This window comes from Pseudoxanthomonas sp. PXM03 (assembly GCF_014852005.1).
In the GTDB taxonomy this organism is placed as follows: Bacteria; Pseudomonadota; Gammaproteobacteria; order Xanthomonadales; family Xanthomonadaceae; genus Pseudoxanthomonas_A.
This window is the reverse complement of sequence record NZ_JACVAU010000001.1, coordinates 905,537-930,055: the sequence shown is the minus strand read 5'-3', so window position 1 is coordinate 930,055 and position 24,519 is coordinate 905,537. Positions and strand designations below refer to the sequence as shown.

22 protein-coding genes are annotated in these 24,519 nt (G+C 66.4%); 15 read left to right on the top strand and 7 right to left on the bottom strand.

Going from position 1 to position 24,519, the window contains the following annotated elements; translation table 11 throughout:
* Window positions 1–15: 15 nt before the first annotated feature.
* The 9 genes from IB223_RS04230 to IB223_RS04190 all read left to right on the top strand — a co-directional run bounded on the left by IB223_RS04230 (window position 16) and on the right by IB223_RS04190 (window position 10,917).
* Window positions 16–2,268: a TonB-dependent siderophore receptor gene (locus tag IB223_RS04230; protein WP_192200396.1), complete on the top strand. Its 2,253-nt coding sequence runs from the start codon at window positions 16–18 to the stop codon at window positions 2,266–2,268.
* Window positions 2,269–2,344: 76 nt separating this feature from the next.
* Entirely contained in the window at window positions 2,345–3,031 is a 687-nt protein-coding gene (locus IB223_RS04225) for a Fe2+-dependent dioxygenase (RefSeq protein WP_192200395.1), read from the top strand.
* Between the two features lie 113 nt (window positions 3,032–3,144).
* Window positions 3,145–3,597: a hypothetical protein gene (locus IB223_RS04220; RefSeq protein WP_192200394.1), complete on the top strand. Its 453-nt coding sequence runs from the start codon at window positions 3,145–3,147 to the stop codon at window positions 3,595–3,597.
* A gap of 105 nt (window positions 3,598–3,702) precedes the next feature.
* Window positions 3,703–6,084, top strand: coding sequence for a TonB-dependent receptor (locus IB223_RS04215; protein WP_192200393.1), 2,382 nt, complete (start codon window positions 3,703–3,705; stop codon window positions 6,082–6,084).
* Window positions 6,085–6,195: 111 nt separating this feature from the next.
* Window positions 6,196–6,831, top strand: a complete 636-nt coding sequence (locus IB223_RS04210) for a PepSY-associated TM helix domain-containing protein (RefSeq protein ID WP_192200392.1) — start codon at window positions 6,196–6,198, stop codon at window positions 6,829–6,831.
* Window positions 6,832–6,860: 29 nt separating this feature from the next.
* The gene (locus IB223_RS04205; RefSeq protein ID WP_192200391.1) at window positions 6,861–7,394 is read left to right on the top strand and encodes a DUF2271 domain-containing protein; all 534 of its coding nucleotides are present in this window, start codon (window positions 6,861–6,863) and stop codon (window positions 7,392–7,394) included.
* A 32-nt stretch (window positions 7,395–7,426) separates the two neighbouring features.
* Window positions 7,427–8,239, top strand: coding sequence for a DUF4198 domain-containing protein (locus IB223_RS04200; protein ID WP_192200390.1), 813 nt, complete (start codon window positions 7,427–7,429; stop codon window positions 8,237–8,239).
* A gap of 45 nt (window positions 8,240–8,284) precedes the next feature.
* On the top strand, window positions 8,285–9,277 hold the full coding sequence (locus IB223_RS04195) for an FAD:protein FMN transferase (protein WP_192200389.1): 993 nt from the start codon (window positions 8,285–8,287) through the stop codon (window positions 9,275–9,277).
* Window positions 9,274–10,917, top strand: a complete 1,644-nt coding sequence (locus tag IB223_RS04190) for a sulfite reductase flavoprotein subunit alpha (protein WP_192200388.1) — start codon at window positions 9,274–9,276, stop codon at window positions 10,915–10,917. Before IB223_RS04195 ends, IB223_RS04190 begins: the two co-directional genes overlap by 4 nt.
* A 10-nt stretch (window positions 10,918–10,927) precedes the next feature.
* On the opposite strand, the gene IB223_RS04185 is transcribed toward IB223_RS04190, so the two are convergent.
* Both IB223_RS04185 and IB223_RS04180 read right to left on the bottom strand, forming a co-directional pair.
* Window positions 10,928–11,530: a HutD family protein gene (locus tag IB223_RS04185; RefSeq protein WP_192200387.1), complete on the bottom strand. Its 603-nt coding sequence runs from the start codon at window positions 11,528–11,530 to the stop codon at window positions 10,928–10,930.
* Between the two features lie 287 nt (window positions 11,531–11,817).
* Window positions 11,818–12,153, bottom strand: coding sequence for a helix-hairpin-helix domain-containing protein (locus tag IB223_RS04180; protein WP_192200386.1), 336 nt, complete (start codon window positions 12,151–12,153; stop codon window positions 11,818–11,820).
* A 241-nt stretch (window positions 12,154–12,394) separates the two neighbouring features.
* Between IB223_RS04180 and IB223_RS04175 the strand changes: the two genes are divergently transcribed.
* From IB223_RS04175 to IB223_RS04165, 3 genes are all read left to right on the top strand, one after another.
* Window positions 12,395–13,885, top strand: a complete 1,491-nt coding sequence (locus tag IB223_RS04175) for a M20 family metallopeptidase (protein WP_192200385.1) — start codon at window positions 12,395–12,397, stop codon at window positions 13,883–13,885.
* 71 nt (window positions 13,886–13,956) lie between these two features.
* Window positions 13,957–14,223, top strand: a complete 267-nt coding sequence (locus tag IB223_RS04170; protein ID WP_192200384.1) for a GlsB/YeaQ/YmgE family stress response membrane protein — start codon at window positions 13,957–13,959, stop codon at window positions 14,221–14,223.
* Between the two features lie 273 nt (window positions 14,224–14,496).
* Window positions 14,497–15,534, top strand: coding sequence for a serine hydrolase (locus IB223_RS04165; protein ID WP_192201245.1), 1,038 nt, complete (start codon window positions 14,497–14,499; stop codon window positions 15,532–15,534).
* On the opposite strand, the gene IB223_RS04160 is transcribed toward IB223_RS04165, so the two are convergent.
* Together IB223_RS04160 and IB223_RS04155 are read right to left on the bottom strand one after the other, a co-directional pair.
* Window positions 15,518–17,107: a winged helix-turn-helix domain-containing protein gene (locus IB223_RS04160; RefSeq protein WP_343227137.1), complete on the bottom strand. Its 1,590-nt coding sequence runs from the start codon at window positions 17,105–17,107 to the stop codon at window positions 15,518–15,520. The two genes, IB223_RS04165 and IB223_RS04160, sit on opposite strands and share 17 nt — an antisense overlap.
* A 4-nt stretch (window positions 17,108–17,111) precedes the next feature.
* Window positions 17,112–18,518 (bottom strand): mannose-1-phosphate guanylyltransferase/mannose-6-phosphate isomerase, encoded by a 1,407-nt coding sequence (locus tag IB223_RS04155; RefSeq protein WP_192200382.1) that lies wholly within the window; start codon window positions 18,516–18,518, stop codon window positions 17,112–17,114.
* 72 nt (window positions 18,519–18,590) lie between these two features.
* On the opposite strand from IB223_RS04155, the gene IB223_RS04150 reads away from it, so the two are divergent.
* Together IB223_RS04150 and murU are read left to right on the top strand one after the other, a co-directional pair.
* Window positions 18,591–19,607 (top strand): phosphotransferase, encoded by a 1,017-nt coding sequence (locus tag IB223_RS04150; RefSeq protein WP_192200381.1) that lies wholly within the window; start codon window positions 18,591–18,593, stop codon window positions 19,605–19,607.
* Window positions 19,604–20,308, top strand: a complete 705-nt coding sequence (gene murU, locus IB223_RS04145) for an N-acetylmuramate alpha-1-phosphate uridylyltransferase MurU (RefSeq protein WP_192200380.1) — start codon at window positions 19,604–19,606, stop codon at window positions 20,306–20,308. Before IB223_RS04150 ends, murU begins: the two co-directional genes overlap by 4 nt.
* A 51-nt stretch (window positions 20,309–20,359) precedes the next feature.
* Here the strand turns inward: murU and hda are convergent, their stop codons facing one another.
* Genes hda through IB223_RS04130 form a run of 3 tightly spaced genes read right to left on the bottom strand, consistent with a single transcriptional unit; the run spans window position 20,360 to window position 23,331 of the window.
* A complete protein-coding gene (gene hda, locus IB223_RS04140; RefSeq protein ID WP_192200379.1) occupies window positions 20,360–21,058 on the bottom strand; it encodes a DnaA regulatory inactivator Hda in 699 nt (232 codons plus the stop codon).
* 8 nt (window positions 21,059–21,066) lie between these two features.
* Complete coding sequence (locus IB223_RS04135) at window positions 21,067–22,230, bottom strand: AI-2E family transporter (protein WP_192200378.1); 1,164 nt, start codon at window positions 22,228–22,230, stop codon at window positions 21,067–21,069.
* A 15-nt stretch (window positions 22,231–22,245) separates the two neighbouring features.
* Window positions 22,246–23,331 carry a DUF2066 domain-containing protein gene (locus IB223_RS04130; RefSeq protein WP_192200377.1) on the bottom strand — a complete coding sequence of 362 codons (1,086 nt, stop codon included), beginning with the start codon at window positions 23,329–23,331 and terminating at the stop codon, window positions 22,246–22,248.
* A gap of 137 nt (window positions 23,332–23,468) precedes the next feature.
* Here IB223_RS04130 and purM point away from each other — a divergent pair, with 137 nt between their 5' ends.
* The gene (gene purM, locus IB223_RS04125; RefSeq protein ID WP_343227136.1) at window positions 23,469–24,518 is read left to right on the top strand and encodes a phosphoribosylformylglycinamidine cyclo-ligase; all 1,050 of its coding nucleotides are present in this window, start codon (window positions 23,469–23,471) and stop codon (window positions 24,516–24,518) included.
* Window position 24,519: the final 1 nt, after the last annotated feature.

Below are 24,519 nucleotides of genomic sequence, written 5' to 3'. Positions count from 1 at the left end.
CACCTGAGGATTCTCATGAACCTGCGTCCATCCCCGCTTGCCGCCGCCCTGTTGCTCGCCATCACTGCCCCCGCGCTCGCCGCACCGACCGGGGACGTGCCCGCCGATGCCGCAGGCCAGGCCAAGGAACTCGACGCCGTCGAAGTGCACGGCGAACGTGTGCAGAAGGCAAGCTCACCGAAGTACACGGAAGCGCTGGTCGACACGCCGCAGACCATCACCGTGGTGACCAGCGAAGTGATGGCACAACAGAACCTTCTCGGACTGAGGGACGTGCTCAGCACGCTGCCCGGCATCACCTTCGGCGCCGGTGAAGGCGGCGGCGGCTACGGCGACAGCATCAACCTGCGTGGCTTCAACGCCACCACCGACATTACCGTGGACGGCGTGCGCGACAGTGCCCAGTACACCCGCACGGACAACTTCAATCTCGAATCGATCGAATTGATCAACGGTGCCAATTCGGCCATGTCGGGCGCGGGCTCGGTGGGCGGCAACATCAACCTGGTCAGCAAGATGGCAAGGGAGGGCAGCTTCAATACCTTCACGCTGGGTGCCGGCACGGACAGCTTCGGTCGGGCAACCGTGGACAGCAATACCGACCTGGGCAAGGGCCAGGCGCTACGCGTGAATGCGATGGTCCATCGCAACGACGTGCCCGATCGCGATGTCGAGGAATACAAGCGCTGGGGCATAGCGCCTTCGTTCGCGATCGGTCTTGGTTCGGATACCCGCTTCACACTCAGCTACGTGCACCAGCATGACGAGAACGTTCCGGAGTACGGACTGCCCTACTTCGCGGCCTATGGCGGATTGCTGCCCGGCGTCAGCCGTGAAGCCTACTTCGGCTACCGCAACATGGACACGCAGGAGATCGATGTGGACGTGCTCACGGGCGTGTTCGAACATGATTTCAGCGAAACGACGTCCCTGCGCAGCTTGGCCCGTTACCAGAAAGTCGATCAATACGTGCTGGTGAACCCGACCCAGGGCACGTGGTGCCTCGACAGCGGCATCAATCCCGCCAACGGTCAGCCCTGTGGTGCACCGGGAACCTACCAGCCCAGTGGCCCGCGTGGAACCACCCGCGACACGACGAACGGCCTGGCACTCAGCCAGACCGATCTGACCACGCGATTCAGCACCGGCAGCGTTGAGCATGCACTGGTCGCCGGTGTCTCATTCATGCACGAAACCTACGAACTGGACAACGGCAATACCCAGCGCAACGCCGACGGCACGGCTCCTGTCTATCCTGTGATGGACATCCACAACCCGAACAACGTGTACACGGGGCCGGTCAATTACATCCGCGCAGGGCACACGGACGGCACGCTGGACAACCAGGCGTTCTATGCATTCGACACCCTGAAGTTCAGTCCAAGATGGGAACTCGCACTGGGCGCGCGATACGAACACAACGAGGGCGACACGCGCACACTGACCTATGCCACGCCCGCCGCAGGCGGCGCCATCACCGTTGGTCCCACCCTCGGGAATGAGGATGACCTGTTCTCCTATCGCGCAGGCTTGCTTTTCAAGCCGGCGGACAATGGCAGCATCTATCTGTCATACGCAAACTCGAAAACACCATCGAAGGCATCGGTGAACGGGGCCTGCACTGCGCAGACTTGCGAAGTCGATCCGGAGACCGCAGTCAATATCGAACTGGGTACCAAGTGGAATCTGCTGGAAGATAGACTGGCAGTGACGGCAGCCGTGTTCCGTAACGAGCGCCAGAACTACAAGGTGGCCGATCCCAACAACCCGGATAATCCGTCCGGCACGCAACAGTTGGATGGCAAGGCACGCGTGGATGGCATCGCGCTGGGCGTGGCCGGCAACATCACTCGTGCGTGGTCGATCTTCGCCAACTACACCTACCTGGACAGCGAAGTCCTGCAGAGCGTGTCTGACCATGTGCGCGAGACCACCGGCATCGATGCCCAGGCAGGCAATCCGCTGCCGAATACGCCGGAGCATTCGGCCAGCGCTTGGACCACCTATGCGCTCCAGGGCTGGACGTTCGGTTACGGCGTCACCTACCAGGGCGACTTCTATACCGCGAGCACGGCGAATGCCCCGCGCGTGAAGAGCTACACCATGCACCGGGCGATGGCGGGTTACCAGTTCAATGCGCGCTTCGGACTGCAGCTGAACATCGACAACCTGTTCGACAAGGCGTATTTCACCCGCGTGCGCAACAACGGCTGGGCGACGCCGGGTGCGGCCCGCTCCGCGGTGCTGACAGCCACCTTCAAGTTCTGATCCGCAGGATGCGCTAGGCCCCACTTGCCCCGCCCATGCAGAATGGGCGGGGTTTTCCGTTCAAAGGCGACTGACGATGCTGCTACCCATTGCCGACGTACTGACACCGACCCAGGTCGCGCAGGCCCGTGCGATGCTCGACGCCGCCGACTGGGCCGACGGCCGCATCACCGCCGGCTACCAGTCGGCCAAGGCCAAGGACAACGCGCAGCTGCCGGAGGATTCGCCGGCCGCACGCGAGGTCGGCGTGCTGATCCTTGACGCCCTTTCCCGCAACAGCACCTTCTTTTCCGCAGCGCTGCCGAAGCGCATTTATCCGCCCCTGTTCAACCGCTATGCCGGCGGCCAGTCGTTCGGCTACCACGTCGACAACGCGATCCGCTACGACCGCAGCCGCGGCGGCGTGGATCCCGTACGGACCGACGTATCGGCCACGCTCTTCCTCAGCGCGCCGGACGAATACGACGGCGGCGAACTGATCATCGAAGACACCTTCGGCACGCAGAGCGTGAAGCTGCCGGCCGGGCACATGGTGCTGTATCCCGGCACCAGCCTGCACAAGGTCACCCCGGTGACGCGGGGCGCGCGCGTGGCGTCGTTCTTCTGGATGCAGAGCATGGTGCGCGACGATGGCCACCGGCGACTGATGTTCGAACTGGACGTCTCGATCCGCCGCCTGACCGCCGACGTCCCCGACCATCCCGCACTGCTCCAGTTGACCGGCGTGTATCACAACCTGCTCAGGCAGTGGGCCGAGACCTGATCCCGCCGCCCGCGACACGGCCAAGATCCGTTCTTGTTTGCACTTGATAAGTATTCTCATTTAAAATGACCCCTGCTCGACGCGCCGCTGTTGGCACGTCGCCGGGGAACCGCTTGATCCGCATCCGTCTCACCGCTGCCAGCCCAGTCCGCGTGTCCTGTCGACACGCGTCGTCCTGGCATGCGGGCACGGTGGCCGCCGTGTTGTGGGGCGTTCTGATCCTGTTGGGCCTCGCCGCTGCCGATCTGCCGCACCCCGATGCCTTCAGCGTCCATGCCGTCTCCTACACCGGGCATGTGTCGGCCCATGTCCATGATGGCGACCCGCCGGACGAGGTTCGACACCGCGCGCATCACCTGAAGAAACCGCGCCTCAGCGCACTGCAGGTCTTCACTCTCGCGTCGCCGGTCACTACGCCGGCCGTGTTTGCTTCCCGCGATTCTGACGCCCCCGGAAGTTGCGATCTGCACTCGCAGCGCCGTGCGTCCCACGACGCGGTGCCCCCTGGCCGTGCCTGTCCGTCCCTCCGCCTGCATCCCGGCCAAGCGCCGCCGCACACGGCCTGACGGCTTTTTCGCCCGCACCGCGCGGGCCTGCATGACCGCACGCCACCCGACGCAACCGCGGTCAGGCGCGTGCCTCCCTACCCTGTCCCCACTTCGATGAACCTCATGAAGAACTCTTGCAGCTCCCTGCAGGCGCCGCTGCGCCGCACCCGTCTTGCCATCGCCCTTATCGCCGTCGTGTCCGCGCCTGCACTCGCCCAGCCGGTGCCCGATGGCGCCACCGATGCCACCGACCTCGACACCGTCGTGGTCACCGCCGCCGGCTTCGAGCAGAAGATCACCGATGCGCCGGCCAGCATTAGCGTGATCACGGCGGAAGAACTGCGCCAGCGCCCCTACATCACGCTGATCGACGCCGTGCGCGACCTGGAAGGCGTGGACGTCGGCGAGACGTCGGACAAGACCGGCCAGAAGACCATCAGCATCCGGGGCATGGGGCCGGACTACACGTTGATCCTCATCGACGGCAAGCGCCAGAACAACCACGGCGACATCTATCCGAACGCGTTCGGCGGCAACCAGTTCAACCACATTCCGCCGCTGGACATGATCCAGCGCATCGAAGTAATCCGCGGCCCGGCCTCCACGCTGTACGGTGCGGATGCGTTGGGCGGCGTCATCAACATCATCACCCGCAAGGTTTCGGACCGCTGGCAGGGCTCGGCCACGCTGGGCCACGGTATCCAGGAGAACAGCGACTTCGGCAGCGACAGCACCTTCGACTTCATGCTGATGGGGCCGCTGATGAAGGACCGCCTGGGCCTGGGCGTACGCGGCTCCTGGTACGAGCGCAATGCATCCACGCCGGAATATGAAGCCATCACGGCGCCTGACGGCAGCGTGTTCGAGCGGGCACTGGGCTTCGGAGGCGGCGGCAAGACGGTGGACAACACCAACAAGAGCGCAGGCGTCACGCTGAGCTGGACACCGACGGACAACCAGAGCGTCGTCTTCGACTACGACACGTCGAAGCAGGTGTACGACAACACGCCGTACATCAACAATCTCGGCTCCGAAACCTATCCGTTGGGCACGGTGGACGGGCTGGCCGGCATCTGGCGCGCGGCGCCGCAGGTGGGATACGCCGCCGACCAGGAATTCACCCGGGACCAGTGGTCGGTCACGCACAACGGCCAGTGGGCTTTCGGCAACAGTTTCATCTCGCTGGCCCACATCGATACCGGCAACCACGGCCGCACGCTTCCCTTCACGGTCGCCGAGCGACTGCTGCATCGGGACATCTATTGCAACAACGCGGCGACCTGCGCCACGGGCCCCTACGCCGGACAGACCCGCGCGCAGCGCCAGCAGCTGGCCGTCGACACCTTCCTGCCGCGCCCCAAGCGCACCATGGAGAGCAGCCAGTACACACTCGATGCGAAGCTCGACTTCGCGATCGGCCAGGCCCACCACGTCGTGGTCGGCGGACAGCTCATCGATGGCGAGCTGGAAGACGGCGTGTTCGGCATGGAAGGCGGCGGCGATGGCGGCGGCACCGTGCAGGAACACAAGATGTGGTCGCTGTTCGCGGAGGACAACTGGAATCCGGTCGAGGCGCTGACCATCACGTTGGGCCTGCGGCACGACGACCACAATGTTTTCGGCAGTCAGCTCAGTCCGCGTGCCTATGCGGTCTGGGATGTCAGCGAAGCCTGGACGCTGAAGGGCGGCGTCAGCACGGGCTTCAAGACACCCAAGACCACCGACCTGTACGACGGCGTCACCGGTTTCGGTGGCCAGGGCACCACGCCGTTCGTCGGCAACCCGGACCTGCAGCCCGAGACCAGCGTCAACAGCGAGATCGCGCTGTACTGGACGTCACCGGACGACGCGCACAACTTCAACCTTACGGTGTTCCGCAACGACTTCGACGACAAGATCGCGCGCGGCGAGACCAGCCTGAGCTGTGAGCAGACGGGTGGCGTACGCCCGTGCGCCAATCTGGGCGACTACGCGCTGCTGGGTTACACGACCTACGCGCAGAACATCAACATCGACGAAGTCCGCATCCAGGGTGCAGAGATCGCGGGCCGTTGGGGCATCACCGAAACCCTCTCACTGCGCGCCAACTACACCTTCACCGACAGCGAGCAGCTGAGTGGTGCGCAGAAGGGCCTTCCGCTGACCAATACAGCCCGGCACATGGCGAACACCAGCCTCAACTGGCAGGCCACCGAGAATTTCAGCCTGCAGCTGTTGGCGGAAGCCCGTTCCAAGCGCTATCGCGACACCATCAATGGCGTGCGCCGCGATTACCAGGACTACACCGTGCTGCATCTGGGCGCGCAGTACCGCTTCAACGAGCATGTCTCGGTATCGGGCCGCATCAACAACCTGCTGGACGAAGACTTCACCACCTTCCAGACGGTCTTCACCGACCTCAACAACGATGGCACCTACACCTCCAACGAGGTGGCGTACCTGGACGACTACAACAACAAGGACAAGTCGCGGAACCTGTGGCTGAGCCTCAACGTCAACTTCTGACGCGAACGCGCGCTCCCCTCTCCACGCGGGAGGGGAGCGCGCTCCTTAATTGAGAGCCATTCTCATCTGTGATGTAATGGCGTCCCGCTCCATCCTGCGTCGAGACTGCCGTTGTCCTCTTCCGCGTCCCCCGCCCTCCAGCAACAACGCCGCGGCTTCTGGCTGCGCACGTTGCACCAGTGGCACTGGATCAGTTCGGCGGTCTGCCTGATCGGCATGCTGCTGTTCTCCATCACGGGGATCACGCTGAACCACGCATCCAGGATCGAGGCCTCGCCCGAGGTCACCAACCTCACCGCCACGCTTCCCGCCCCCTTGCTCGCCACGCTGGGTGACCGGCAGGAAGGCAATGCACCGCTGCCTGCCAGCGTTTCCGATTGGCTGGACAAGGAACTGTCGGTATCCGTCGGCCAGCGGCCAGCGGAATGGTCCGACCTGGAGCTTTACCTCTCGATGCCGGGCCCCGGTACGGATGCATGGCTGAGCATCGACCGGGAAACCGGCGCGGTGGAATACGAACGCACGCACCGTGGCTGGATCTCCTACTTCAATGACCTGCACAAGGGTCGCAATGCCGGGCCGGCATGGGGCTGGTTCCTCGACATCTTCGCCGTGGCCTGCCTGGTGTTCTGCATCACCGGCCTGTTCCTGCTCTACCTGCACGGTCGGCAGCGCCGCATGACCTGGCCGATGGTCGGCCTGGGCCTGCTGGTGCCGCTGCTGATCGCCCTGCTCTTCATCCACTGATTCCCTTCCACGAACCCACGAGTGACCGCATGTCGAAGATCGCCGTCCACACCACGCTGACCATCGCGCTCAGCGGCCTGCTGGCCACGCCGGCGTATGCCGCCACGTTGGACATCAACGTCGAGATCCCCAAGCTCAACGTAGCCGAGTACCACCGCCCCTACGTGGCCATCTGGATCGAAGGCGCGGACCAGAAGGTCGCCGCCAATCTCTCGGTCTGGTACCAGCAGACGAGCAACGCCGAAGGCCATGGCACCAAATGGTTACCCGACATGCGCCAGTGGTGGCGCAAGTCCGGACGCAGCCTGAAGGTGCCCGTGGACGGCGTGACCGGCCCGACCAAGCCGGTGGGCAAGCATGCGCTGAGTTTCACCGACAAGCAGCCCCAACTGGCCAGGCTGGCGCCGGGCGAGTACACGCTGGTGGTCGAAGCTGCGCGCGAAGTCGGTGGTCGCGAACTGCTGAAGATCCCCTTCAGCTGGCCGGCGAAGAAGCCTGCGCAGACCGGCAAGGCGCAGGGCAGTACCGAACTCGGTGCCGTGACCCTGTCCGTGAAGCCCTGATCGCCCTTCCCTTTTACTTGCTGGAGACTTCCATGAAGCGTTCCCTTGCCGTCGCCATCGCCCTGGCCGCCACCATTCCCGCCACCGCCCTGGCGCACAAGGCCTGGATGATGCCGTCGCAGACGGTCATTGCCGGCACCAATCCGTGGATCACGGTCGACGCCGCCGTGTCGAACGACCTGTTCTACTTCAACCACGTACCGCTGCGCACCGAAGGTTTGGCCATCACTGCGCCGGATGGCAGCACGGTGGAAGCGCAGAATCTGGCTACCGGCAAGTACCGCACCGTGTTCGATGTCGAACTGAAACAGCAGGGCACGTACCGCATCGCGACCGTCAACAAGGGGTTGATGGTCCGCTGGGAAGGTGCTGACGGCAAGCCGGGCGGACTGCGTGGCGCCAAGCCGGAAGACCTCGCCACCAAGGTGCCGAAGGATGTGAAGAACCTGCAGGTATCGCAGTCCATCGGCCGCATCGAGACGTTCGTGACCAACGGCTCGCCCAACGACACGGCGTTGAAGAGCTCGGGCGAAGGCCTGGAACTGGTGCCGATGACGCACCCGAATGACCTGTTCGCAGGTGAAGTGGCGAAGTTCCGGATGCTGGTCGACGGCAAGCCCGCTGCCGGCCTGGAATTCGAGATCACGCGCGGCGGCACGCGCTATCGCAACGCGCAGGAAGAGATCAAGGTCACCACCGACGCGAGCGGCGAGTTCAGCGTGACCTGGCCGGAAGCCGGCATGTACTGGCTTGAAACCGGTACGCAGGATGACAAGACGTCGGTACCGCAGGCCAAGCAGCGTCGCCTGAGCTACGTGGCGACGCTCGAAGTGCTGCCGCAGTAATCCCGCATGGCGCCGTCGGACAGGCATCCGGCGGCGCGCAATCGAATGAACGTCTCCCTCTCCCCGCTCTCCGCTCCTCCATCGCCCGTACAGGCCGTGCACGGGCAGACCATGGGCACCACCTGGTCGGTGCAATGCTCGAGCACGACGCGCCTCGATCTCCACACGCTGCATGACGCGGTGCAGGCGCGCCTGGACCAGGTCGTGGCACAGATGAGCACCTGGCATGCGGACACGGACATCATGCGCTTCAACCGTGGCAGGTCGGGGGAATGGTTCGCGCTGCAGGACGACTTCCTGCACGTGCTGACGGCAGCACTCGAGATCGCGGCCGCCAGCGAAGGAACCTTCGACCCGACCGTGTCGCCCCTGGTGGCCGCGTGGGGTTTCGGCGCGCATGCCGGCGCCCGTGGACGTCCGACGCCAGCCGATCTCGTCGACGCGCGCGCGCGCGTGGGCTGGCAGCACCTGCGCTTCGAGGCCGACCAACGCCGCGTCAGGCAACCGGGCGGCCTCATGCTCGATCTCTCGGCCATCGCCAAGGGCTACGGCGTGGATGTCGTCGCGGCGCTGCTGCGCCGTCGCGGCATCGACAGTGCGCTGGTGGAAGTAGGGGGCGAACTGTACGGCTACGGCCGCAAGCCCGACGGCCAGCCTTGGCGCGTGCTGGTCGAATCGTCGCCGGACGAGGAAGTGGACGACGAGGGGCTGGAGCCGCGCGTGCTGACGCTCGATGGCGTGGCGGTCGCGACCTCCGGCGACCGTTGGCATGCCTACGCACACGAGGGCCGGCGCTATTCGCACACGATCGATCCGCGCAGCGGTGAGCCGGTGACCGATGCCGCAGCGGCCGTCACCGTGGTCGCGGCCGATGCCATGCAGGCCGATGCGTGGGCGACTGCGTTGACCGTGATGGGGGCAGCCGATGGCCAGGCATTCGCAGCGCGCCACGGATTGGCCGCGCGCTTCCTCCAACGCTCCGCACAGGGCCTGCAGGAAACCATGACGCCCGCCTTCGAGCGACACCTCGCGGCATGAGCACGTCCCCGACGCCCTCGCGCGGAATCGCCCCGCTGCTCGGCAACACGCTGGTGATCCTGCTGCTGGTCGCATGCGCGTGGCTGTTCGCTCGCCTGCACGAAGGCGCCTGGTGGATGGCCGCGCCCTCGGCGGCACGCGGCTACGCCGCTGCGGCAGCGGTGCTCGCGTACGCAGGCTTGACGGGTTGGTTCCTGCACCGTGCACGCGTGCGCGAACGCGCCGCCCAGCCCAGTGCGCATGCCTCACAGGATGCAGTGTGGGTCGTGCATGCCAGCCAGACAGGCTTCGCGCTGGAACTGGCTGACCTGACAGCCACCTCACTGCGCCACAGCGGCGTGGTCGTGCAGCGCGCGGGGCTGGAGCATCTGGATGCGGTCCGGCTCAAGGGCATGACCCGCGCGGTCTTCGTGGTCAGTACGACCGGCGAGGGTGATCCACCCGATCCCGCCCTGGGCTTCGTGCGTCAGGTGATGCCGCAATCGCTTTCGCTGGCAGGCTTGCAGTACGCGGTGCTTGCGCTGGGCGACCGTGAGTACGCGCACTTCTGCGCTTTCGGCCATCAACTGGACGACTGGCTGCGTCGCCACGGTGCGCAACCGCTGTTCGACCTGGTCGAGGTCGACAACGCCGACGACAGCGCGCTGCGCCACTGGCAGCACCACATCGGCCAACTCGGCAATGGCACGGACATGCCCGACTGGTCGGCGCCACGCTACGAATCCTGGCGATTGCGCGAGCGCATCGAACTGAATCCAGGAAGTCTCGGCGGACCCGCGTTTCACCTGGTGCTGGAACCCACCGCGGGAATACTGCCGGCATGGACGGCGGGCGACATCGCGGAGATTGGCCCACGACACGCCATTGCCGATGTCGAAGCCTTCCTGCGTGCCAGCGGCCTGCAGGGCGATGCGGTGGTGGACTGGCAGGGCGAACGGATGACATTGACTGACGCGCTCGCACGCAGCCAGTGGCCTTCCTCTGCCGGCGCGCCCCTGTTTTCGACTCCGCAGGCACTCGTTGACGCCTGCGCGCCACTGCCCCATCGGGAGTACTCCGTTGCGTCGATACCGGAAGATGGCGCGCTGCACCTGCTGGTCCGCTTGATGCAGCGCGCGGACGGTGCGCCCGGACTCGGTAGCGGATGGTTGTGCCGTCACGCCCGGCCTGGAGAAACGATTGCCTTGCGCATCCGGAGCAATCCGAACTTCCACCCGCCTGCTGCCCACGTACCGATGGTGCTGATTGGCAATGGCACCGGGTTGGCGGGATTGCGGGCCCACGTGAAGGCCCGGATGCATGCCGGAGTGACGCGGAACTGGCTGCTGTTCGGCGAACGCCAGCGTTCCCGCGACTTCTTCCATGCCGACGAATTGATGACATGGCACTCACAGGGTGTACTCGAGCACCTTGACCTGGCGTTCTCTCGCGATGACGGCGAGCACCGGTATGTCCAGCACGCCTTGCTGGCGCAGGCCGAGCGTCTTCGCAAGTGGGTAGACGAAGGGGCCGTCCTGTACGTCTGCGGCAGCCTGGCGGGCATGGCGCCGGACGTGGACGCCACGCTGCGCCAGATACTCGGAGATGACAGGGTCGAGCTACTGCGTGGCGACGGGCGCTACCGCCGCGACGTGTACTGACGTCATCTGCTCAGGCATTCCTGTCAGCGCCCTCATCCTCGATGCGGATGGCCAACAGTTCGCCACCACCCTGAAGCGCGTAGCGGTTACGCGCCGGCCCGGCGGCCAGGATGGCAGTGTCACCGCTCCAGAGATTCCCGAGCCCGCAATCGGCATCGAACGCCGCCTGCCCTGCGAGCAGGTGAACCACCCAATGCATACCAGACTCGGTGAAGAACAGCATCGGTCCAACCAAGGGGCGATGCAGCAGTTCGGTGCGGACGACGCCACGTCGCCACATCAGATTGAAGTCATGCGTGGGGCCATCGACCAGTTCGCCGGTCACCGCGTCTTCGCCCGCGAAACGATGGCGACCGTGCGGTGGGGCAAGCTCCACCACGCGCCCTCCGTTGAAACGGAGGCGCAGGCCGTTGCCGCGCAGCAGGACCAGTTCGCGATCAATGCCGGGAAATTCGGAGAAAGCGGCATCTTGTTCGATCTCGGCGATCGAGAGGCGCCAGTTCCATGCCCCGGCATCAGGCACCCGCACGATCTCGCGCGTCCAGCCCAGGCCATTCCTCCAACGCTCCCGTCGGTACTCATTGGCGGGAATGATGCGCGACACGTCCGGCATGGTGGTCCCCTGTCTGGATGCGGCGCGATTCTAGCCCCTCCACGTTATTGAGGCAGCTACGCGACAACCCCAAAACGACATCGCCCGGATGCGCTTCCTGCGCGTCCGGGCGATGTCCACCTCCGTGTCGGCATCCTGCCAGTGGCAGGCCAATGCCTGTTCCTGACCCATGCGCGTCCTGCGCGTTGTAGGTACGTCCTTGTCGGCCTCCTGCCTGTTTCCCCCTGGCATCCAGCCCCTGTGTCCGGCGTTCCACATCCTGTGGAACCGCCGGGCACGGGAATCGATCAGCGCCGTGCTACCGGCTTGGCGGGCGTCGCGGCGGCGGCCGGCTTGCGTACCGGGGCGGCACCGGCCCGCAGTTCGATACGGTCGCGGTTCTGCTCCACGGTGCTCAGGCCGATGCCCTTCACCATCGCCAGTTCCTCGGCGCTCTTGAATGGTCCGTTGGCCTTGCGGTACTCGACGATGGCGGCGGCCTTCGCCGGACCCACGCCAGTCAGCACACGGTCCAGTGCGGCCGCATCCGCCGTGTTGATGTTGACCTTCTCCGCCGCCATGGCCTGCACGGCGATCAACAGCGAAAGTGCAGTGGCGAATACGATGTGGATGAACGACTTCATGACGACTCTCCTTGTGACGTTGGACTCTCCATGGATGGCGAATGCGTCGACGCATCCGTCATGTCCGTCGGTCGCCTCAGGCCCGCGACGGTAGGGAGAGTGTCCAGCGCCCATGGGTGCCAAGGTATCGCCACTGCGCGTGCGAATCTGCCCGTAAACACCCCGGCCATGCGTAGGAAAAGTCCTACCCCAGGCAAGAGCGTAGAATGACGCACTACGTCTCAAGTACTCCGGAGTTGCCATGGATACCGCCAAAGTCGACCGCTACGTAGCCGAGAAGTGGGATGACGACATCGTCCCGCAGCTGGTCGAGTACATCCGCATCCCCAACAAGTCGCCGATGTTCGACAAGGACTGGGTAGCCAACGGGTACATGGAACAGGCGGTCCAGCTGATGGAGCGCTGGGCGAAGGCGCAGTCGGTTCCGGGCATGCAGGTCGAAGTCGTGCGTCTGGAAGGCCGCACCCCGCTGATCTTCATCGAGATTCCTGCGACCGGACCCGAGACAGCAGCGGATACGGTCCTGCTGTACGGCCACCTGGACAAGCAGCCGGAAATGACCGGCTGGGACGACGACCTGGGCCCGTGGGTGCCGGTGATCAAGGGCGACAAGCTGTACGGCCGCGGCGGGGCCGATGATGGCTACGCGATCTTCGGCTCGCTGGCGGCCATCCAGGCGCTGCAGCAGCAGGGCGTGCCGCACGCGCGCTGCGTCATCCTGATCGAAGCCTGCGAGGAGTCCGGCAGCTACGACCTGCCGGCCTACGTCGATCACCTCGCCGGCCGCATCGGCAAACCGTCGCTGGTCGTCTGCCTGGATTCGGGCTGCGGCAACTATGAGCAGCTGTGGTGCACTACGTCGCTGCGCGGCTTGGCCGGCGGCAACTTCACGGTCAAGGTGCTGGAGGAAGGCGTGCACTCGGGCGATGCATCGGGCGTGGTGCCCTCCAGCTTCCGCCTGCTGCGCCAGCTCCTGTCGCGACTGGAGGACGAGCAGACCGGTCGCATCCTGCCGGACGGCCTGCAGGTCGAGATCCCGGCAGACCGCCTTGCACAGGCGCAGGAAGCCGCGCGCGTGCTGGATACGGCGGTGTTCGACAAATTTCCGTTCCTTCCCGGCATGACCCCGATGGCGGACGATCTGGCCCAGCTCGTGCTCAACCGCACCTGGCGCCCGGCACTTTCGGTGACCGGCGTGGACGGCATGCCGCCGCTGTCGTCAGCCGGCAACGTGCTGCGACCACATACCTCGGTGAAGCTGTCGCTGCGCCTGCCGCCCACGCTGGATGGCAAGCAGGCCGGCCAGTTGCTGAAGGAACTACTGGAAAAGGATGCGCCCAACGGTGCGCAGGTCAGCCTGGATCTGGAGAAGGCCAGCACCGGATGGAACGCGCCCGCCATGTCACCGTGGCTGGAGAAGGCAATCGATGCATCCAGCCGCGAGTTCTTCGGCGCCCCGGCGATGTACATGGGCGAAGGCGGCACCATTCCCTTCATGGGCATGCTGGGTGAGAAGTTCCCCGGTGCGCAGTTCATGATCACCGGCGTACTGGGCCCGCATTCCAACGCGCACGGTCCGAACGAATTCCTGCACATCCCGATGGGCAAGAAGGTCACCGCCTGCGTGGCGCGCGTGATCGCCGAGCACCATGCGGCCAGCGTGCGTGGCGAAACCACGGGCGTGGGCGTGGCGGCCGGTGGCGAGCAGCACGGCGACCACGGCTGCTGCTGACCCGGATGGTTCGCGGGGGGAGTCCTGGGTTACGCTCCGGACACCCCCGCATTCCCAACTGGAGCGACTCGATGGAACAGATCTTTGGCGGCGGCATCCTCTGGACGTTGTTGATCGGCTTCCTTGCCGGCTTGCTGGCACGGGCCCTCAAGCCCGGCAACGACAAGCTCGGCTTCTTCATGACCATCGTGCTGGGCATCCTGGGCGCCCTGCTGGCGCGCTTCATCGGGGGTGCGCTGGGCTGGTACTCCCCCGGCGAACCGGCGGGCTTCATCGCCTCGGTGGTCGGCGCCATCGTGCTGCTCTTCATCTACGCCATGGTGAAGAAGAAGGCCTGAGCCGCCAGGGACAACCGGTCGGCCCAGTGCCACGAAAAGCCCCGCCACGCGGGGCTTTTTCTTGTCCCCGTGCGGCGCGCACGACCGCTTTCATAATTCTTCATTCGGCTGTCAGGTCCTTCATCGAGACCCGCGATGCAATGACGCTCCCTACCAAGGAGTCATGCCATGCGTCGTTTCCTGCTTGTGTTGTCCCTCGTCATGTCGACCGTCGCACACGCGGCGGAACCGGCCGCCCGCGCCCCTGCCCTGACCGACACCTATCGCCCACCCATGCCGATGCAGGATGGCTGGCAGACCGCCGACGCCCGTCGCGACGGCTGGCAGGTGGATCGCCTGCATGCGCTGGAGGCCGCCATCGCCCAGGGGGATTTCCCCGGCGTTACCAGCATCGTCATCGCCCATCAGGGCAAGCTGGTCTACGAGCGCTACTTCAATGGCGGCGGCCCTGACGTGCTCAACGACACGCGTTCGGCCACCAAGAGCGTCACCGCCCTACTGCTGGGAGCGGCGATTGATCGCGGGCACATTCCCGGCGCGCAGGCGCCCGTCTATGCCTACTTCGCCGACAGGCAACCGTGGCAGCACCCCAGTCCGCGCAAGCAGCGGATGACGCTGGAAGACCTGCTGACGATGAGCTCGGCCTGGGAATGCGACGACGAAAACCAGTTCTCTGCCGGCAACGAGGAGCGCATGTACCTGAGCGAGGACTGGACCCGGTTCGCGCTGGACCTGCCGATGCGCGGCTTCGCGCCGTGGATGACGCGCCCGGAGGACAGCCCGCACGGCCGGGCCTTTTCGTACTGCACGGCGGGCAGCTTCCTGCTGGGCGCGGTGATTGAACGGGCAACAGGCAAGCCGCTGGCGACGTTCGCTGCCGAAGCACTGGAACACCCACTCGGCATCCGGCAGGTGCAGTGGAACAGGTCGTCGGAGGGTGTGGGCATGGGCGGCGGGGGCACGCGCTACCGCAGTCGCGACCTGGCCAAGCTCGGGCAACTGGTGGCCGATGGCGGCCGCTGGCAGGGCCGGCAGATCATCTCCACGTCCTGGATCAACGCCGCACTGACGATGCATGCGCAGGCGCGCGAGGATGCGGACTACGGCTACCAGTTCTGGCGGTTCCGTTTCCCGCGCCCGGAAGGAGAGCAGGCAGCGTGGGCGATGTCGGGCAACGGCGGCAACTACGTCTTCATCGCGCCCGACCGGCAGCTGGTGGCGGTGATCACGCGGACCTCGTTCAACCAGCGTAACGTACACCCGCAGTCGCAACAGATGTTTGGCGACTACGTGCTCAAGGCGATGCCGTAAGGCTTTCCAGCAACGCGCCGGGCACCTTGCGGTGCTCGAGCGCGACGCGCCGGTTGAGCGCATCCTCGCTGCGGGCGAAGGCGGGCTCCGCCGCCATCGTCCTGAACAATGGCGACACCCGCAGGTACGCCGCATCGCTGTAACCCGCATCCACCGCGTGTTGCAGCGATGCGAGCGCACCCGCACGATCGCCGGCAGCCTCGCGCAGCACCACGACTTCAAGCCAGTCGGAGGGATAGCCCGCACCGCCCTCCAACTCGCGGGCAAGGCCGTCGGCACGCGCACTGGCCCACGCCGGGTCGACGGCGCCGGCATGGAGGCGGGCCAGCGTCGTCGGCAGGCTGGCACCGGGACGCAAGGCTTGAGCCTGCCGGTAAGCGGTCAGGGCAGCGGCGGGATCACCCCGCAGTTGCGCCAGTTCGGCCGCCAGTTGGAACAGGTCGGCATGCTCCGTGCCGCGCCGCATGGCCTGGTCCAGCGCGGCCTGCGCTTCCGTCGTGCGGCCGTGGCGGAACAGGAAACGCGGCCACGCGATGTTGGAGAACACGTTGTCGGGATACAGCGCGAAGCTCTGGCGATAACGCGCTTCCGCCGCCTGCGGATAGCCCAGCAGATCCAGGATGCCGGCGATCTGCACCTGCAGATAGCGCACGCGCGCGGGATCGCCGTGCAGGGATGTATTCGCGAGCAGCGCCTGCGCGAGCAACCCTTTGCGGTCATAGAGGTAGGCGGCGGACGCGCGGCTGTTGTCGGCGGCAGGGTCCAGTGCGACCGCACGTTCGTACCCCGCAAGCGCATCATCGATACGGCCGCGACAGTCATGCGAATAGCCCAGCGCGGCGTGGGCAGCCGCGCGCCTGGGCTCGGCGCGGATGGCCTGCTCGGCCAGCATCTGCGCGCGTTCCGCCCATTCCGGCGGGAAATTGAACAGGCAGACACGGGCACTGTAGGCGCGGCTCAATCCGACCAGCGCATCCACGTTGCCGGGCTTTTCTTCAAGGGCCTGGCCGAAGAGTTCGACCGCGCGTTCGTTGTCATCGCGCTGGCCGATGCTGGCGTAGTAGGCGGCACGCTGCAGCAACGAGGGCGGGGCGGTCGCCGTGGCCAGCGTACGGGCGTCCTCGCCATCGACATGCTGCTTCCACGCCCACAATCCCGCGCACGCTGCGAACACCACGACGCTTGCCATGGCCATGACCACCCGGCGTGATCGATGCGATCCGGGTTCCGGCATGTTTGCGGGCTCGATGGCAGGCACCGGTTCCGGGCGCGCGCACAACTGGTAGCCCTGCCCACGCACTGACCGCAGGTAGCGCGGACTGCGTCCGTCATCCCCCAGGGCCTGGCGCAGCAGTTTGACCCGTTGGGTGACGGTCTCCTCGTTGACTAGCGCCGGTGCCCACACGCGCTGGATGAGTTCGTCGAAACCCACGACGCGGTCGCCCTGTTCCAGCAGGTGGCGCAGCAGCTGGAAGCTGAGACCCGCCACGTTGAGGAGTTCGCCATTGCGTTCGACGCGCTGCCGCTCCAGATCGATCACCAGATCGTCCAGGCGGTAGCGCACGGAGCTCACGCCATTACTCACTGCGACCGTAGACATCCTCGAAGCGGACGATGTCGTCTTCACCCAGGTAGCTGCCGGACTGCACTTCGATCAACTCGAGTGGAACTTTGCCGGGATTCTCCAGGCGATGCTTCACGCCCAGGGGGATATAGGTGCTCTCGTTCTCCGACAGCAGCAGGGTCTCGTCGCCGCGCGTCACCTTGGCCGTGCCGCTGACCACGATCCAGTGCTCGGCGCGGTGGTGATGCATCTGCAGGCTGAGCGCGGCGCCCGGCTTGACCTTGATCCGCTTCACCTGGTGGCGGCCGCCGTTGTCCACGGAATCGTAGCTGCCCCACGGACGATGCACCTCGCGATGCAGGACGGCCTGGCTGCGCTGCTCTTCCTTCAGCCGCGCCACCACCAGCTTCACGTCCTGCACGCGGTCCTTGCGCGCCACCAGCACCGCGTCGTCGGTCTCGACCACGACGATGTCGTCCACGCCCACCAGGGCCACCAGTCGTTGCGCGTAGGCGTAGCTGTTGCGACTGTCGATGGCGATCACGTCGCCGTGGTGGGCGTTGCCATCGGCATCGCGCTCCGCCACATCCCACAGCGCAGACCAGCTGCCGACGTCATTCCAGCCGATGTCCACCGGAAGCACCATCGCGTGATCCGTCTTCTCGAAGACCGCGTAGTCGATCGAGTCCGACGGACACGCAGTGAAGGCCTCCTTGTCGAGGCGGACAAAGTCGCCGTCGTGGCGCGCGGCTGCATGCGCCGCGCGCACGGCTTCGACGATGTCGGGGCGGAAACGCGCGAGTTCTTCCAGATAGCGGCTGGCGCGGAACAGGAACATGCCGCTGTTCCAGTAGTAGCCGCCCGCATCGAGGTAAGACCGAGCCGTGGCGGCATCGGGCTTCTCGACGAAGCGCGACACCTTCCGCAGGCCGTCGCCGGCTTCGGCCTGGATGTAGCCGAATCCGGTTTCCGGCGCATCCGGCACGATCCCGAACGTCACCAACGCGCCGGCGTCGGCTGCAGGCAACGCTTCGCGCACGGCACGCTGGAAGCCGGCCTCGTCGCGCACCACATGATCCGACGGCAGCACCAGCAGCAGCGGATCGGCGCCGCCGGCCATCGCCTGCATCGCGGCCGCCGCGATCGCGGGAGCCGTGTTGCGACCAACCGGCTCAAGCAGGATCGCCGGTGTTGGCGCGCCGATCTGCCGGAGCTGTTCCGCGACCAGGAACCGGTGTTCCTCGTTCGCCACCACGATGGGGCCCAGATCCGCGATGGCTTCGACACGACGCCAGGTCGCCTGCACCATCGTGTCGTCGCCCGCCAGTGGCAGGAACTGCTTGGGATACGCCTCGCGCGAGAGCGGCCACAGGCGCGTGCCGGAGCCGCCGGAAAGCAGCACAGGTTGGAGTTTGGCCATGCAAGCCTCGCAAGTCGGTAGGGCGCCAGTTTACCCTGTAGGCCTTTATCGCCTGTGCCCGGTCGCGACCGCATGAACCCAACGATTCAGGACCCCTCGGGGCGGGAAGCCCAGCGACTGGAGTGGGCGCGTGGCGCGCTCGGCGACCCGTTCGCGCAGTTGGAACGCGCATCGATGGATGCCGGGTTCCGCAGCTACTGGCGCAGCCTGGGCGACGGGCCTGGGCGCATCGTGATGGATTCGCCTCCCGGCCTGGAGGACGTGCGTCCGTGGCTGGCCATGCGCGAACTGCTGGCGAGCGGCGACGTGCGCGTGCCCGACGTGCTGGCCATCGACACCGAGCACGGCTTCCTGCTGCTGGAAGACCTGGGTGGCCCGACCCTCGCGCACGTCATCAGCGACGACAATGCGGATACCTGGTTCGACGCCGCCATTGAACAGTTGCTGCGCCTGCAGGCAATCACGCCACCGGAGGGCATGGGCGAATTCGGCGAAGCCCTGCTGCAACGTGATGCGGGACTGTTCGACGAGTGGTTCCTGCAGCGCCACCTGGGCCTGACGCTGGACTGCGGTGAAGCCGAGGGGCTGGAACTGGCACAGCGGCGCCTGATGGACAACGCGCTGAAGCAGGCGCGCGTGCTGACCCATCGCGACTTCATGCCGCGCAACCTGATGCCGGTGACACCGGGGCCGGCGGTGATCGATTTCCAGGACTGCGTCCGCGGCCCCATCGCGTACGACGCGATGAGCCTGTTCAAGGATGCCTTCCTGAGTTGGCCGGTGGAGCGCGTGGACGGCTGGCTGGCGCGCTACCACGCCCGCGCCACCCGTGCCGGGCTGCCGGTGCCGGAGCTGAAGGTGTTCCTGCGCGATGCGGACTGGATGGGCATCCAGCGGCACCTGAAGATCCTCGGCATCTTCTCGCGCCTGCATTACCGCGACGGCAAGACACGCTACCTGCCCGACGTGCCACGCTTCGTCCGCTATCTGGACGAGGTGTTGCCACGCTATCCGGAACTGGCAGGCCTGCACACCCTGCTCGATGCACGCATCAAGCCCGTACTGCATGCGCGCGGTGAGATCGCATGAAGGCATTGGTCTTTGCGGCGGGACTCGGCGAGCGCATGCGCCCGCTGACCGACCACACGCCCAAGCCGCTGATAGAAGCCGGAGGCAAGCCGCTGATCGTCTGGCACCTGGAGAAACTGGCGGCAATGGGCGTGGACGAGGTGGTGGTCAACACCAGCTGGCTGGCTGGCCGCTTCCCGGCTGTGCTCGGCGATGGCGCTCGCTGGGGCCTGCGGCTGCACTACCTGCATGAAGGCGACACGCCGCTGGAAACCGGTGGCGGCATGCTCAACGCACGACCCTTGCTCGGCGAAGCGCCGTTCCTGCTGGTCAATGGCGACATCTGGACCGATTTCGATTTCGCGCGGCTGCCGCGTGAGCCGCAGGGCTTGGCGCACCTGGTGATGATTGATCCACCCGGCTACGCCACCCACGGCGATTTCGCGCTGGATCCTGCCGGACACGTGCGGCGTGACGGCGAACGGCGCCTCACCTACGCCGGCATCGGCGTCTACCGCGCCGCACTGCTGGACGACTGGCCGAGGCACGTAGACGACCAGGCAGGCGTGACTGTAGACGGCAAGCCCCGCTTCCGTTTGGCGCCGATCCTCCGCGCGCACATGGACGCCGACGGAATCCTTGGCGAATACCATCGCGGCCGCTGGACGGACGTAGGCACACCGCAACGGTTGGCCGAACTGGAAACCACTCTGCGCGCGTAGCCAGTCTCCTTCCTTGCACTACGCGGACAGCACCGCAGGCAGAGCGCGCTCCTACAGCACGCTGCGCAGGAACGGTACCGTGATACGCCGCTGCGCCGCGAGCGATGCGCGATCGAGGCGGTCCAGCAATGCCACCAGCGCGCCCAGGTCACGATCGGTCCGCGTGAGGAGCCACTCCAGCGCAGCGTCTTCCAGCACCAGGCCGCGCCGCTGCGCACGTTCGCGCAGCACATCCCGACGCCCCGCCTCGTCGAGCGGATCGAGCATCACGCGCAAGCACTGCTGCAAGCGTGAACGCAGGTCAGGGAGATCAAGGCCGATGTCGTCGGGGATACCGCGCGCGGTGTACAGCACGTTCAATCCGGAGGCGCGCGCGCGGTTGTGGAAATCGAACAGCGCCACTTCATCCTCGCGCGCACCTGCGATCACTTCGATGCCGTCCAGCGCGACCACATCGTTGCCCTCCAGTGCGTCGAGTGCATCGCGCAACCGGCCGGCGGCAGCGGCCATCGGCAGGTAGGCCGCGCGACGATGCTGCTGCTCGGTGGCGGCGCACAGCGCCAGCGCGAGATGGGTCTTGCCCGTCCTTGACGGGCCAGCCAGATAGACCCAGTCCGCGCCCGGCCTGGTTGCCAGTGCACCCAGCGCCGCCAACGCGCCCTGCGGCGCACCGATGAAGCTCTCGAAGCGCTGATCCGGTGGATAGCGCAGCGCCAACGGCAATTGCGGACCGAGGTCGGTACCCTGCATGCCCCTGCTCACGGCGTATCGGTGTCGCGCGCCGGCGCCTGCTCCACGCTGCCCTTGTCGATGTACGAGTCCAGCACGATGGAGGGGCGGTCACCGGCGTACAGCCGGCTCTGCGTGTAGCGTTCGTGGGCAAAGCGCAGCAGTACGTTGGCGATCGCCGCCACCGGCAACGCCAGCAGCATGCCAAGGAAGCCGAACAACTGGCCGCCGGCCATGATGGCGAAGATCACCGCGACCGGGTGCAGCCCGATGCGATCACCCACGATGCGCGGCGTCAGCACGTAGCCTTCCAGCATCTGGCCGACCACGAACACGCCCAGCACCATCGCCACCAGCGACCAGTCGCCGCCGGACTGCACCAGCGCGGCGATCACGCCCAGCACGATGCCGGTGGCGGTACCGAGGTAAGGCACGAAGCTGATCAGGCCGGCGATGATGCCGATCAGAAGGCCGACCTTCAGCCCCACCACCGACAGGCCGGCCGCGTAGATCGCGCCCAATGCCAGCATCACCAGGAACTGGCCGCGCAGGAAGGCGCCGAGCACTTCATTCGATTCCAGCGCCAGCCGCGTGACCGTGGCGATATGGTCGCGCGGCACCAGCGCCGCGACGCGTTCGACCAGGATGTCCCAGTCGCGCAGGAAGTAGAACGTCAGGATGGGCAGCAGCACCAGGTTGGCGACCCACGCCATCACCGCGAAACCGGAGCGCGAGAAATAGCCGAACATCGTGGCCGCCACGCCACCGGCCTGTTGCCAGTGGCCACGCACCCATTCGGTCAGCCGGTCCGGGTCCAGCCACGCGACCAGTTCCAGCCCGGTGCGGCGCTCCACCCACGGCAACGCGGTCTGCACGAACCAGTCCCGGTAAGCCGGCAGCGATTCGATCACCGTGACCACCTGACGTTCGATCATCGGCACCAGGATCACAAGCGCCAGCACCAGCAGCAGCAACATCAGCGTGAACACCAGCACCACCGCCACGGTGCGCGAGCGCCCCGAGCGTTCCAGCCGGTCGACCCAGGGGTCGCCAAGCCAGCCCAGCAGTGCCGCGCAGACAAACGGCGTCAGCACCGGCGCCAGCAGCCAGACCAGCCAGCCGACGATCACCGCGACCAGCAGCCATTGCCAACGGCGGGCCAGCGTTCCGACCGGCGTGGGAGAGAGATCCATGGGCATCCTTGTGGGTCAGCGCATCTGGTAGGCCGGCGGCTCGCCTTCGCCACCGGTGAAGGGGGCTTCGTCGCCCATCGTGCGACGGAACCCGGCCAGGCCCGACACGAGCTCCAGGTCGAACTCGACGACATCGCCGTTGGCACGCACCGGGGTGATGCGACGGACCACTGCCATCTTCTGCAGATGCCCGGTCAGGCGCAGGTAATCGTCCGTGCTGCGGATGCCCGTGAAGAGCACGCGATAGGTACCCGCGGGGCCCGCACTGCCACGCTTGCCGTAGCGCTTCACCAGCGCATCGGCGGTGCCGTCGGCACCGGAGGCCATCGCGCGGCGCGCATCGGCGTCGGTCACCGACCACTTCGCCAGCACCTTGCCGGCATCGACGAACACCCAGTCGGCGGTCCAGCCACCCTTGGCACTGCGGTAGAGCTTGCCGATCAGCTGCATCGGCGGGCTGTAGCGGGCCGACGCGCGCGCGACGGCGGCGGTGTCCTGGCGCCAGATGGCGCCGACCAGCGCCTGTTCCGCCGCACCGCCGGCCGGCAGGCCGAGGCCGTAGCCACGCTCGATGGCGCGGTTGAGCAGCGGGCGCGCGGCATTGGACTGAGGCAAGCCGACCAGGCGCGGACCGCTGCCGTCGTTGATCGCCAGCCAGACCACCGGCTTCGGGCGTGGCTGCGGCCACACCGGCAGGCCGAGCGCGCCCGCCAGTCCATTGACCTGGTCTTCATCGAACCGCACCACCAGCGTGGTTCGGAAGGTGGGCGCGCCGGTAGGCGACGTGCCCTGGTCCTGCCGGTAGTCGTAGCCGTCCACGTAGTCCTTGGCGTTGCGCAACTCGGCGCCGACGCCGGGGCGCGACATCGCCGACCGGTCGCCCGACAGTTTGCCCAGCACCGTTCCCAGCGCGCGCGCGAAACCGCCCTGCCGCTCTTCCTCGCCCTGCCCGTTGACCGGCACCTCGGCCTGATACAGCCCGCGCGCGGAGACCGCGTCGCCTTCAGTGCGCAAGCCCGATTGGGCGTATGCGACGGGCGTCGTGGTCATGGCCGCCAACAGCACGGCGGTGGCGAGGGCGAAACCTGGGATCCAGCGCATCGAGCGTCCTTGGGCTCTGCAGACCCTGTGAATTGTTGCCCGAATGGCATGCCATCGCCAACGGCACCCGTTCAGGACGGCCGCGAGGCCTGCCGATTCCATTAAAATCACGCCTCTTGCCCCATCGACGACCGCCCGTGACCCAGCCGACGCCTTCCGCCCCCACCCCGATGACCTATCGCGACGCGGGTGTCGACATCGACGCCGGCAACGAGCTGGTCGAGCGCATCAAGCCGCTGGTCAAGCGCAGCTTCCGGCCGGAAGTGATGGGCGGACTGGGCGGTTTCGGCGCGCTGTTCGACTTGTCCGGCAAATACCGTGAACCGGTGTTGGTCTCCGGCACCGACGGCGTGGGCACGAAGCTGAAGCTCGCGCAGCAACTGGGCCGCCACGACACCATCGGCATCGACCTGGTCGCCATGTGCGTGAACGACGTGCTGGTGCAGGGCGCCGAGCCGCTGTTCTTCCTGGATTACTTCGCGACCGGCAAGCTGGACGTGGACACCACGGTGTCGGTGGTCGGTGGCATCGCCCGGGGATGCGAGCTTTCCGGCTGTGCACTGATCGGCGGCGAGACCGCCGAGATGCCCGACATGTACGGCCCCGGCGAATACGACCTCGCCGGTTTCTGCGTGGCGGCGGTGGAGAAGTCGAAACTGCTCGACGGCGCCAAGGTACGCGCGGGCGACGTGTTGATAGGCGTCGCCTCCAGCGGCCCGCATTCCAACGGTTACTCGCTGGTGCGGCGCATCTACGACCGCGCCGGCCGTCCTGCCGACATCGATGTGGGCGGCGTGAAGCTGGCCGATGCCCTGATGGCACCGACCACGCTGTACGTGAAGCCCGTGCTGGAGCTGCTGCAGGCGCACGACCTGCATGCGATGGCGCACATCACCGGCGGCGGCCTGACCGAGAACATCATCCGCGTGATCCCGGACGGCCTGGGCTTGGACATCGACGCCAGTGCGTGGACGCTGCCGCCCGTGTTCGACTGGCTGCAACGGGAAGGCGCGGTGGAGAACGCCGAGATGTGGCGCACCTTCAACTGCGGCATCGGCTTCGTGCTGGTGGTTGCGCCGGACCAGCTTGCCGCCGTGCAGGCGGATCTCATCCGCCTGCAACTGGCGCACTGGCAGATCGGTGAAGTCGTCACCGCCCACGGCGGCGAACGCGTCCGCATCGGCTGAG